The organism is Pseudoalteromonas rhizosphaerae (genome assembly GCF_902498845.1).
GTDB classification, from domain to species: Bacteria; Pseudomonadota; Gammaproteobacteria; order Enterobacterales; family Alteromonadaceae; genus Pseudoalteromonas; species Pseudoalteromonas rhizosphaerae.
On sequence record NZ_CABVLM010000001.1, the window covers coordinates 301,379 to 314,023 of the forward strand.

A 12,645-nucleotide genomic window follows, 5' to 3' on the forward strand; every position below is an offset into this window, starting at 1 on the left:
CTGTTTCTCTAATTTATGGTCTTTTTATCATTGTTTGGCGAATCCCATAATAGCCGAGGATCAAACGCGTGTGCTGCCAACATTTGGCAAATCACCATGATAGTAAAAAATACAGTGCCTAAACCTGGTGTTACCGACATTAAATTCCCAAGTTGCACTAAGGCTACTAGAATTGCGACAACAAATACATCGATCATGGACCATTTACCAATAAACTCAGTTAATTGATAAACTTTAGTATAGCCCTTTGTTTGGCCGTTAGCGGGTTTGCTAACCAAAAAGCATAAAAATGTTAAAATGAGCGCTTTAGCTAATGGTACTACTACACTCGCTAAAAAAATGATTAATGCAATAGGGTATGAGCCTGCTTGCCACAGTGTTATTACCCCACCAATTAATGTTGAGGGGGATTCATCCCCCAAACTAGTGGTGTACATTATTGGCAATAAATTTGCCGGAATATAACAGGCAATTGAAGTTATTAACCATGCCGTTGCTTTTTGTACGCTGTGGGGGTTTCTGATATGGGTTTTGCTATTACAGCGAGAACAGTATTCGCTATCACTAAGTTGATGGCAGACATGACAGGCTCGAATGTTACTATCTATGGCACGATAAGAAAGTTTTGCGGCTGCAATTTCAGCCTGAGGCTGTACTTGATCCCATAATCGAGCACGATTTAAGTGTGCTAATGAGCCAATATAGAAGAGTACAAACGCGGCATAGGCCCAAAAACTAACGCCAAAGCTGACTTCCGCTAGCGACATTATTTTTACCATGCTGACCAATACGCCGATTAAAAATATTTCTGACATTATCCATGGCTCTAGCGCTAAGGTGAATTTGAGTAAGCGTCTGGCAATCGTTTGTGGAAGTACTTTAAGCAAGCCTAAATGCAGTGGGATCAAAATAGTGAGTAATGCCATTGGTAAACCAATAATACTAACATCAATAAAAATGCCTAATAAATCGCTGTCGTAATTAAACAAAATACGAGCAGCATCGGGCAAGGTAATCGTTTGTGTAATACCATTACTACTAAATGAGATAAAGGGATAAAACATACTGCTTAGCAGCATGAGTAAAGCACTGATACTGAGAGCAACAATACGACTGTCGTAATTTATATTTGCTGCACAAAGCTTACTGTGGCAATGTGGACAAACAGCCATTTGTTTTGCAACTATGTGCGGAATATCAATAATAAGGTCACAATTAGGGCAGGCAGTTTGCAAAATTAATAACCACGTAGAAGTATTTAAGATCAAGTTTGCATCAATTAACGGTTAAATACAAATGCGAAATTTGTTTAACTAGGCTAGCCTAATAAGAATGTTGTCATGCAATTTTACAGTTGCTAAAAAGCATCTACTCAATGGGGCTCAATGAAGTATTTAACAGCGTTTATTTTAATTTTATACAGTTCTTATGCATTGAGCTTAACTGCGCCTAAAGCTAGCGATAGGATCACTGTTGCGGTCAGCCCTTCTTTACCTCCTTATGTATTTAGTGATGATGATACCGGCTTGCAACTGCAGATTTTGAAATCTGCGTTTAAAGATCAAGGAATAACTAACCTAGATATCGTTTACATGTCTAATAAGCGTGCAGGGCAGTCCTTAGAACAAATGCAGGTCGATATTGCGATGAATTATGCGGGCGTGACGAGCCCTGCTATTTTTTCCAGTCAAAGTCTATTGGCTTATCAAAATGTAGCGGTGAGCCTGCAGAAAAATCATTTTAAAATTAACACTGTGTATGATTTATCGGGTAAGAGTGTTGTCGCCTTTCAAAATGCCACCGAATTTTTGCCGCCACCATTTAAAACATTAACAACTAAACTGAGTTCGTATGAAGAAGTTGTATACCAAGCGGCGCAGGTGGATCATTTAATGAAAGAGTGGGTTGATGTGGTGGTACTAGAGAAACGGGTGTTTTTACATTATTTACAGCAGTATAAAGAATCGCACCCAATTAAGCCTATTACTATACACCCTATATTTCCTGAGGCACCTCGCCCTGCCTACTTTAATAGTAAAGTGCTACAAGAGATTTTTGATACGGGACTTGCCCATATCATTGCAAATGGGCAGTACAGTAAAATTATGGCCTTTGATGGCAGCGATTATGCTCAGGCTGTAGAACCAAACTCAATCAAATAATGCTACTGTTTGGCGGGTAAGCGCAAGCAACTCACCGGATTGTGACCAAATACAGCCATCTTCTAAACCATAACCATCTTTACAGTGGTGAGTTACTGCTTCAAATCCAAGCCACTCGTCGGCTGCCAACTGCGGTGTTTTCACAAACTCTAAATACCACGACATGCTACTGGCGGGCGCTGGTTGGTTAAACATTTGTAATAAAGTAGGCGGCCATGCATCCGTTAAGGCAATAATATGTGCCTCACTTAGTTCTGCTGGCGACTGTTTTAATTTCATCCAGCCGCCTAAATGCGACGTTTGGGCTGCTGTAAACGGCATTGCACCTTGCTGAGGACAAAGCGCGACATGTTGGAAGAATTCCGGCATGGCACCTGACTGAAATGGTAAAGTGTAACGTTCATTAACCGGTTTTAGGCTCATTGTTTTTGTCACTGGTACCTTAATAGCTGAATCTCGCGATTTTGCAAAACACGCTTGTACGACCACGCTTACTTGGCCGTTCTGCAGCGCTTTAGCCAGTACTTGTGTGCTACTTTTTCCTTCCCGTAAAATTTCGACGGAAAGAGAAAAATCAGCATCTGCTAATAAAGGACCTACAAAATTTGTACTAATAGATAACAAACGACGACTTGGTTCTATTTGTTGACGCATTGCCTGATACAGTAATGAGGCTGATAAACCGCCAAAAGCAGTTCGACCTTGGCACCAGTTAGCAGGAAATTGCATTGTTGCGTAAGTTTGCTCTGAAGGGGGAAGCTGACCGATAAGTGCCGCTTGCTGTAGTAGTTGGTCAAAATGCATAGTGATCCTTTGAGACATTTTTTATTTATTAGTGATTTTATAACACAGAAAAACTCATCAGACCAGATTGTGAAATGGCCCCTAATGATGCAAAAAACGTCAATCCACACATTAATTAGGGTTATTTGCAAAATAAATTACAAAAAAGCACTTTTTTTTCATTTTTACAGTTGAATTAAGTTTGTGGCATCCCTATCTACTAGTCATCGAACGTATTAATGAATTTTGAAGTTGGAGATATTTCATGGGTAAAATTATCGGAATCGACTTAGGTACTACTAACTCTTGTGTTGCAGTACTTGATGGTGGCAAAGCACGTGTTATTGAAAACGCGGAAGGCGATCGTACCACTCCGTCTATTATAGCTTATACGCAAGACGGTGAAACTTTAGTAGGTCAATCTGCTAAACGTCAAGCGGTTACTAACCCGACAAACACATTATTTGCAATTAAGCGTTTAATTGGTCGTCGCTTTGAAGACGAAGAAGTACAACGTGATATCGGCATCATGCCTTTTAAAATTATCAAAGCAGATAATGGTGATGCATGGGTTGAAGCGGGCGGCGAAAAACGCGCTGCACCACAAATTTCAGCTGAAGTTTTGAAAAAAATGAAAAAAACAGCTGAAGACTTCTTAGGTGAAGCAGTAACTGAAGCGGTTATTACAGTACCTGCTTACTTTAATGATTCACAACGTCAAGCTACTAAAGATGCTGGGCGTATTGCAGGTCTTGAAGTTAAACGTATCATCAATGAGCCAACTGCTGCTGCCCTTGCTTATGGCATGGACAAAAACAAAGGCGAAAACGTTGTTGCAGTATATGACTTAGGTGGTGGTACTTTCGATTTATCAATCATTGAAATTGATGAAGTTGAAGGTGAGCACACATTTGAAGTACTAGCTACAAATGGCGACACTCACTTAGGTGGTGAAGATTTCGATAACCGCGTAATCAACTATTTAGTTGCTGAATTCAAAAAAGATCAAGGTTTAGACTTAAAAACTGATCCACTTGCAATGCAACGTGTTAAAGAAGCGGCTGAAAAAGCAAAAATTGAATTATCATCTGCACAATCTACAGAAGTAAATCTTCCGTACGTAACTGCTGATGCAACTGGTCCTAAGCACATGAACGTGAAACTAACACGCGCTAAGCTTGAGTCACTAGTTGAAGATTTAGTAATGAAGTCACTAGAGCCATTAAAACGTGCCCTTGCTGATGCTGATTTATCAGTAAGCGACATTGACGACATCATCCTTGTTGGTGGTCAAACACGTATGCCTTTAGTACAAAAAACAGTTGCTGATTTCTTCGGAAAAGAGCCACGTAAAGACGTTAACCCTGATGAAGCAGTAGCCGTGGGCGCAGCGATTCAAGGTGGTGTACTTGCTGGTGATGTGAAAGATGTACTATTACTAGACGTTTCGCCATTATCTCTAGGTATTGAGACTATGGGCTCTGTAATGACTGCGTTAATTGAGAAAAATACGACTATTCCAACGAAGAAATCGCAAACATTCTCAACTGCTGAAGATAATCAAGCCGCAGTAACTATCCATGTCTTACAAGGTGAGCGTAAACGTGCTAGCGACAACAAATCACTAGGTCAATTTAACCTAGAAGGTATTCGTCCAGCACAACGTGGTACACCACAAATCGAAGTTACTTTTGATGTGGACGCTGATGGTATCTTACATGTATCTGCAAAAGATAAAGACACAGGTAAAGAGCAAAAAATCACCATTCAAGCATCTTCAGGCTTAAGCGATGAAGAAGTTGAAAAAATGGTTCGTGATGCCGAAGCACACGCAGAAGACGATAAAAAGTTTGAAGAGTTAGTAGCTGCACGTAACCAAGCTGATGCACTTGTTCACGGTACACGTAAGCAAATTGAAGAAGCGGGTGATGCACTGCCAAGCGAAGACAAAGACGCAATTGAAGCGGCTGTTGTTGACCTTGAAGCTGCGATTAAGAGTGACAAAAAAGACGAGATTGAAGCAAAAACTCAAGCGCTTGCTGAAAAGTCACAAAAGTTAATGGAAATTGCACAAGCTAAAGCACAACAAGGTGGTGACGCCGGTGCCGAGCAGCAACAATCTGCGAAGAAAGATGACGACGTAGTGGATGCTGAGTTCGAAGAAGTTAAAGACGACAAGTAATTGTTGTTAGCGCTTCGCCTAACTGAAAACACGATGACTGATATCGCAATTTAAGTTAGGATGAACAACTAAGGCGCGCGGGCTAAAGCTTGACGCGCCTTTTGCATGTAAATTAGATGATAAATCGATACGATTTATCGATTTATCCGCAGCAATGCTGCAGTAAGAAAAGAGTAGTGTGATAGATATGTCAAAACGCGATTATTATGAAGTCCTTGGAGTGGCAAAAGACGCCAGCGAAAGAGACGTAAAAAAAGCGTATAAACGCTTAGCGATGAAATATCATCCAGATCGTACCGCAGGCGATAAAGAACTTGAAACTAAATTCAAGGAAGTAAAAGAAGCTTACGAGATCCTCACTGACAGTCAAAAACGTCAAATGTATGATCAATACGGCCATGCTGCGTTTGAACAAGGCGGTGGCGGTGGTGGTCATGGCGGCTTTGGTGGCGGCCATGGTGACTTTGGTGATGTATTTGGTGACGTGTTCGGTGATATTTTTGGAGGCGGTGGTGGCCGTCGTCAATCGCGTCAGCAACGAGGTTCAGACCTACGTTACAACATGGACTTAAGCTTAGAAGAAGCGGTTCGTGGTAAAGAAGTAGAAATTAAAGTACCTACGTGGGTGAGCTGTGAGCCATGTGACGGCAGCGGTGCAAAAGCGGGTTCTAAACCGAAAACATGTACGACTTGTCATGGTGCAGGCCAAGTGCAAATGCGCCAAGGTTTTTTTGCTGTGCAACAAACCTGTCCAACCTGTCAGGGCACTGGTCAGATAATTTCTGATCCATGTAATAGCTGTCATGGTCAAGGCCGTGTGGAAAAAACCAAAACATTATCGGTTAAAATCCCAGCCGGGGTTGATACTGGCGACCGCATTCGTTTATCTGGCGAAGGTGAAGCAGGGGTACATGGTGCACCCGCTGGTGACTTGTATGTGCAGGTATCGGTACGTGAACACCGTATCTTTGAGCGTGATGGTAATAACCTATATTGTGAAGTGCCGATTGGGTTTACAACGGCTGCTCTTGGTGGCGAAATTGAAGTACCGACTTTAGATGGTCGTGCTAAATTGAAGATCCCAGCTGAGAGTCAAACGGGCAAAATGTTCCGTATGCGCGGTAAAGGTGTTAAGTCTGTCCGTAGTGGCGCAGTTGGTGACTTGATCTGTAAAGTGGTAATAGAAACACCCGTTAAGTTAAATGAACGCCAACGCGAGTTATTGCAAGAGCTTGAGCAAAGCATGGGTAAGGATGGTTCTAAAAACCGTCCAAAAGAAAAAGGCTTTTTTGATGGTGTAAAAAAGTTCTTTGATGATTTAACTAAGTAATCACTCATTACTTACAAAATGGCGCTAATTAGCGCCATTTTTTATTGGCTAACAAAAGCTTATTAATCTGACAAAAATAAGCGCTTTGTTGACAACCTCGCAGTAATACATATTCATAATGCTACCTTTACAGAGCGATTAGGCTCGTTAATCACCTGTCACTTAACGGCTATTTTATCTTATCAAATGAAATTTCGGCCCCTATATGGGTAATTAAATGCCATTGCTGCTTTATTTTGCATTACTTATCGATATGATAATTAGTCTCACTTGCATGATTGAATAATCGGCGTAAAATCAGCGCCATTGATGTATTAAATGAAATGAGATGGCATGTTAACGTTAGACGAATTAGTAATTGGCCAACATGGCTCTGTTGTAAGCATCGATCCTAATGCGAGTTTGTTGCGCCAGAAATTACTTGCAATGGGTTTAACGCCAGGCGCTCCTGTCCACGTATTGCGCTTTTCTCCATTTGGCGATCCGATGATTGTCAAAGTTCGCGGTACCGTTCTTAGTCTTCGTAAATCCGAGGCAAAATCAATTAATTTGGAACTCGCAGTATGAATCCAAACATTGCCGTAATAGGTAACCCAAACTGTGGTAAAACTACACTATTCAACGCGTTAACCGGTAGCAAACAGAAAGTAGGTAACTGGTCAGGGGTGACCATCGATAAGAAAATTGGTCAATTTAAAGTGGCTGATCAGACTGTCGACTTGGTTGATTTGCCCGGCACTTATTCTTTAGATGTAAATGCACAAACCCCTTTAGATGAAAAAATTGCGCGTGATTATGCACTCAGTGGTGAATCACAACTGATCATCAATATTCTTGATGCATCAAATCTTGAACGCAATTTATACCTCACCGCTCAGCTGCTTGAGATGAAAGTACCTTTACTCGTCGTGCTAAATATGGTCGATGTGGCAAAACGAAATGGTTTAGTAACGGATCCAAAGGCGCTAGAAAAGCGACTTGGATGCCCTGTGATTGCCTTAAGTGCAAATAATAAAACAGACATTACTGGTTTAAAAGAGTTTATTGCACAAGGGCTTAAACTTAAAAAAGTATCAATGCATATCCCTAGTTATGAGCAAAAAATAACGCAAGCGGCCAACAACATTGCAGCCAGTTTTACTGCCAATAATAAACCGATAGAAAACATCGACACTGATTGGTTGTCATTGCGGTTATTAGAGCAAGATGAAAGCTGTTTTGGCTATGCTGATAAACAAACACTGGCAGTGGCAAAAGCTGAATTTGAACAGTTTGCCGATCACCATGAACTTGATGTGCTTTTTGCCAATGGTCGTTATGAGTTTGCCCATCAACTGGCTGTACTTGCTCAAAATACTAAAGGCATCGCCTCTGAAACCATTAGTGATAAAATAGATGCGGTAGTGATCAATCGTTTTTTAGGGATCCCAATATTTTTAGGGATCATGTATTTAATGTTTACTGTTGCGGTAAATGTAGGCGGCGCATTTATAGACTTTTTCGATATTGCTGTAGGTGCGATTTTAGTCGATGGCTTTGGTGAAATATTAACTTCATTAGGCGCACCTGATTGGCTACGCGCATTGCTTGCGGACGGTATAGGTGGTGGTATTCAGCTTGTTGCCACCTTTATCCCGGTGATTGGCTTTTTATACTTTTGTTTAGCCTTTATTGAAGATTCAGGTTATATGGCGCGTGCTGCTTTTATCATGGATAGATTAATGCGCGCCATTGGTTTACCGGGTAAAGCGTTTGTGCCTTTAATTGTTGGCTTTGGCTGTAACGTGCCATCAGTAATGGCAACTCGTACTTTAGAAACCCATAAAGATCGCTTACTGACTATTGCCATGTCACCATTTATGTCATGTGGCGCGCGCTTAAGTGTGTATGCCTTGTTTGTCGCTGCCTTTTTTACCACTAATGGCCAAAACTTAGTATTTGCACTGTATATTTTAGGTATTGTTATGGCGGTATTAACCGGTTTGGTACTTAAAAATACCTTGTTTAGTCCAACGCTTACCCCGTTTATTCTCGAATTACCTGCGTATCATATGCCAACGGCAAAAGGCGTACTTTACAAAGCATGGGAGCGCTTAAAAAGCTTTTGTATGCGCGCCGGTAAAACTATAATTGTGGTGTTTGTTATCTTAAAAATATTAAGCTCCATAGGTACTGATTTTACTTTTGGCAATGACAACACAGATAAATCGATGCTCAGTGAAATTTCAAAAATTGCAACACCGGTGTTTGCTCCTATCGGGGTAGAGCAAGATAATTGGCCTGCAACTGTCGGTATTTTTACTGGCGTATTTGCTAAAGAGGCAGTAGTTGGCACTTTAGATAGTTTATATTCAAATTTAGATGGCGCAGCGGCTGTGAATGAAGAGCCAGTTAATGTCATCGATAAAGTGGCTGAAGCATTCGCGAGTATTCCTGCAAACTTAATTGACGTATTTGGTAATTTACTCGATCCACTGGGTTTAAATGTCACTAATGTGAGCGATCAAAGTAGTGCGGCCATTGATCAAGAAGTGAATGTATCTACCTTCGCAACCATGGAAAACCTATTTAGCAGTCAACTTGCTGCATTCAGTTACTTAGTTTTTGTATTGCTTTATACACCGTGTGTGGCGGTGATGGGCGCTATGTACCGAGAAGCTGGAATGAAATGGATGCTATTTGTTGCAACTTGGTCAACAGGGCTTGCTTACATCACAGCCTCTGTGGTGTATCAAGTGGGTAACTTTAAGCAATCTCCGATGTTTTCGGCATTTTGGTTACTCGGGTGCGCTGTCGTTATTGCATTGGCAATAAGCTCTATGCGTATTTATGGTAATAAAATGGCTGCAAAGAGTCGTTTAATCCCTGTTGTTAATATTATTTAGCCAGTATATATAGTTTAAAAAAGAGTACCTTGGTACTCTTTTTTTTGTTAATTTTAAAGCAGTTAACAATTCAATGGAGTTAGTCATGACGCCAGCCACACAATTATTAAAAAAACACAAGGCCACTTTTGAGCTGCTCAGTTATGAGCATAACTCAAGTACACATAGCTTTGGTTTAGAAGCTGTTGAAAAGTTAAATCTAGCCGCTGAGCAGGTTTTCAAAACCTTAGTATTTGAAACCAATGAATTGCAGTTAGTAGTGGCAATTACGCCTGTGAGTCAACAAGTTAACTTAAAGCTCTTAGCAAAAGCATGTGGTGTTAAAAAAGTACATATGGCCGCTGCACAAAAGGTAGAAAATAGCACCGGATATATTCTTGGTGGCGTAAGTCCATTAGGGCAAAAAAAACGCTTAGCAACTTACCTTCATAGTAGCGCAAAGCAGTTTGATATTATTTATGTAAGCGCTGGTAAACGCGGCCTTGAAATTGCACTTGATCCCAATACATTAATAAAACTGTGTAATGGCAAATTAGCTGACTTTTAGTGGTGATTTACAGTGTTAGTTAATAGTCGATAAGCTAACAGTTATACCTTGCACAAACTTTAACATATGTTTATTTTCCCTCATTTTTTTCTATTGTTGTTGAGGTTTAATTATTTTAGCGTTTTTTAGTAAAAAAAAAATCAACTAAATACTTTTCAGCGTACAAGTGTTAGCTCTTTTTATTCAATGGCTTAGATAGCCTAAAAATAAATAAATTGAAAAAACTGTTAAAAAATTGCTTAGAGTAATTGATCTAAACCATTTTTTATGACGTAATGTAGGTATTATTGTCTGGTCGGATGAGTTGATTATGAGTTTACGTACAAAATTAAAAAAAGTATTACCAAGTATTTCTATCACTGAACAAGAAGCCCTTGATGCGGGTGATGTGTGGTTAGAAGGCTCTATTTACCAAGGTAAGCCTGACTTCAACGCACTTCGCGCAGTCCCTGCTGCTGTATTGAGCGCAGATGAACAAGCATTTATCGACGGCCCATTACAAGAGCTATTGGGTATGATCGACGATACAGAAATTCAAAATGGCATTCATTTACCTGAATACATTTTAGATTTTCTGAAAAAGGAACGTTTCTTTTCACTGATCATTCCTAAATCATTCGGTGGTTTAGAGTTTAGCCCTTACGCAAACTCAACTATCGTTGGCACAATCGCCACTAAAAGTTCTGCTGTTGCAGTAACCGTTATGGTTCCTAATTCGTTAGGCCCTGGTGAGTTACTACTGCACTTTGGTACTAAAGAGCAGCAAGCACATTATTTACCACGCCTAGCCAATGGCCGTGACATTCCATGTTTTGCACTCACAAGCCCAGAGGCTGGTTCTGATGCCGGTGGTATTCCAGATTTAGGTACTGTGACTAAAGGCATGTACAACGGAGAAGAAGTACTTGGTCTTGAGATCACTTGGGACAAGCGTTATATCACCCTTGCGCCAATTGCCACCGTACTTGGTTTAGCATTTAAAGTAGTTGATCCAAATGGCTTGCTAGGTGGTAAAGAAAACCTCGGTATTACGTGTGCACTTATTCCAAAAGAGCACCCAGGTGTTGAACTTGGTAATCGCCATGATCCAATGGGGATTCGTTTTTACAACGGTACTACGCGTGGCAACAAAGTATTTGTACCAATGGACTTCATTATTGGTGGGCAAAAGAACATCGGCCGAGGCTGGCAAATGTTGGTTAGCTGTTTAGGTGCTGGCCGTGGTATTTCATTACCTGCATTAGGTGTTAGTTCATCTCAGGTAGCATTTAAAGGTGCGTCTGAATATGCTGCGGTACGTGAGCAATTTGGCTTAGCAATCGGTCAGTTTGAAGGTATTCAAGAAAAACTCGCTGATATTGCTGGTAAAACATACCTACAAGAAGCAATGCGTGTACTTACAACCGAAGGTTTAGGTATGGGCTTAAAGCCATCGGTTGTGACTGCAATTGCAAAATATCACATGACTGAAATTGGTCGCGACGTGCTTGACTCAGCAATGGATATTCAAGCTGGTAAAGCAATTCAGAACGGCCCGCAAAATACGTTAGCAAGCGGCTATGTTGCGCAGCCAATTGCCATCACGGTTGAAGGCGCTAATATTCTTACCCGTAACTTGATGATCTTTGGTCAAGGTGTAATGCGTTGTCACCCATATTTACAATCGATGGTTGAATCAATCCACAGCGAAGATAAAAACGCAGATAAAGAATTTAACAGCATTCTACGCAAAACAGTCGGTTATAGCGTAGCAAACAGTTTACGTGCATTCCGTTTAGGCGTATTACCGTTTACTGCCGGTGCTAATTCACCACTTCCAGAAGTACGTGAATATGAAAAAGCAGCTCATAAATTATCAGCTAAATTAGCAGTATATGCAGATTTTTCGTTACTGGTACTCGGCGGAAAACTTAAACAAGCGGAAATGCTATCAGCCCGTTTAGGCGATGTAATGAGCTTCTTATATGCGGCAATGGCATCAATTAAATATTATGAGCAAAAAGTGGCAAGCAGTGAACGCGAGCAAGCAGCGCCATATTTCCACTACGCAACACGTTTTGCATTACAAAGCGCCGAACAAGCATTGCATAAGTTTTTAGACAACTTCCCTGCAAGTGGTACACGTAAGTTTATGCGTTTTATTACTATGAACTATTCGACTAAAATGCCAAAAATTAGCGATGACTTAATTCGCGAATTAGCTACACAGGCGCAACTTGACACGGCATTTAAAAAGCAAATCACACACTTAGTTAAACCTATTGAAGGTGATGGACATTACATTAACGAGCAAGCGTATAAAGCGAAAATGGGCTGTTTAGATTTACTCGCAAAAGTGAAAAAAGCCTTGCGTGCTAAAACAATCAAACCAGGTATTCGTTTTGCACTTATTCTTGATAATGCACTTGTAGCAAATGTAATCACTGAAGAAGAATACGCTAAACTGATTGATTACAACAAAAAACGTGAACGCGCAATTCGTGTTGATGAGTTTGATTTTGATATGAACTTATTAGACGAAAATGCAAAACCGATAAACCCACTGAAAAGTGTTGTTAATCAGTAATATTTTTTAATTCAACAATGTAAGCGCCTGCAGTATAGGCGCTTTTTTTGTGCTAAAAAAACTTAGAATCCATATTTATTCGTTAATAAGACAAGTGTTATTCCGCCGGCACAGTAATATGTTATTCAATTGTAAGTCTATAGGTTGTAAAACTTTATGATTGTATTTGTTGTTAAAAAACGTTAATCTA

Annotated in this window: 9 protein-coding genes; 7 read left to right on the forward strand and 2 right to left on the reverse strand. The window is 40.4% G+C overall.

What is annotated here, in order from left to right; translation table 11 throughout:
• Nucleotides 1–8: 8 nt before the first annotated feature.
• Entirely contained in the window at nucleotides 9–1,235 is a 1,227-nt protein-coding gene (locus tag PSR9079_RS01205; RefSeq protein WP_149980384.1) for a paraquat-inducible protein A, read from the reverse strand.
• Between the two features lie 150 nt (nucleotides 1,236–1,385).
• Here PSR9079_RS01205 and PSR9079_RS01210 point away from each other — a divergent pair, with 150 nt between their 5' ends.
• Nucleotides 1,386–2,162, forward strand: a complete 777-nt coding sequence (locus tag PSR9079_RS01210; RefSeq protein WP_149980121.1) for a transporter substrate-binding domain-containing protein — start codon at nucleotides 1,386–1,388, stop codon at nucleotides 2,160–2,162.
• Here the strand turns inward: PSR9079_RS01210 and PSR9079_RS01215 are convergent.
• Complete coding sequence (locus PSR9079_RS01215) at nucleotides 2,151–2,966, reverse strand: acyl-CoA thioesterase (protein WP_149980122.1); 816 nt, start codon at nucleotides 2,964–2,966, stop codon at nucleotides 2,151–2,153. The two genes, PSR9079_RS01210 and PSR9079_RS01215, sit on opposite strands and share 12 nt — an antisense overlap.
• A 244-nt stretch (nucleotides 2,967–3,210) precedes the next feature.
• Here PSR9079_RS01215 and dnaK point away from each other — a divergent pair, with 244 nt between their 5' ends.
• The 6 genes from dnaK (at nucleotide 3,211) to PSR9079_RS01245 (ending at nucleotide 12,455) form a co-directional block, all read left to right on the forward strand.
• The gene (dnaK, locus tag PSR9079_RS01220) at nucleotides 3,211–5,127 is read left to right on the forward strand and encodes a molecular chaperone DnaK (protein WP_149980123.1); all 1,917 of its coding nucleotides are present in this window, start codon (nucleotides 3,211–3,213) and stop codon (nucleotides 5,125–5,127) included.
• Nucleotides 5,128–5,314: 187 nt separating this feature from the next.
• Nucleotides 5,315–6,457, forward strand: a complete 1,143-nt coding sequence (gene dnaJ, locus PSR9079_RS01225; RefSeq protein WP_145236090.1) for a molecular chaperone DnaJ — start codon at nucleotides 5,315–5,317, stop codon at nucleotides 6,455–6,457.
• A 333-nt stretch (nucleotides 6,458–6,790) separates the two neighbouring features.
• Nucleotides 6,791–7,024, forward strand: a complete 234-nt coding sequence (locus PSR9079_RS01230) for a FeoA family protein (RefSeq protein ID WP_149980124.1) — start codon at nucleotides 6,791–6,793, stop codon at nucleotides 7,022–7,024.
• Nucleotides 7,021–9,342: a Fe(2+) transporter permease subunit FeoB gene (gene feoB, locus PSR9079_RS01235; RefSeq protein ID WP_149980125.1), complete on the forward strand. Its 2,322-nt coding sequence runs from the start codon at nucleotides 7,021–7,023 to the stop codon at nucleotides 9,340–9,342. The genes PSR9079_RS01230 and feoB overlap by 4 nt, the downstream gene beginning before the upstream one ends.
• A gap of 85 nt (nucleotides 9,343–9,427) precedes the next feature.
• The gene (ybaK, locus tag PSR9079_RS01240; protein ID WP_145236081.1) at nucleotides 9,428–9,889 is read left to right on the forward strand and encodes a Cys-tRNA(Pro) deacylase; all 462 of its coding nucleotides are present in this window, start codon (nucleotides 9,428–9,430) and stop codon (nucleotides 9,887–9,889) included.
• Between the two features lie 310 nt (nucleotides 9,890–10,199).
• Nucleotides 10,200–12,455, forward strand: a complete 2,256-nt coding sequence (locus tag PSR9079_RS01245) for an acyl-CoA dehydrogenase (RefSeq protein ID WP_149980126.1) — start codon at nucleotides 10,200–10,202, stop codon at nucleotides 12,453–12,455.
• The last annotated feature ends 190 nt before the right edge of the window (nucleotides 12,456–12,645 follow it).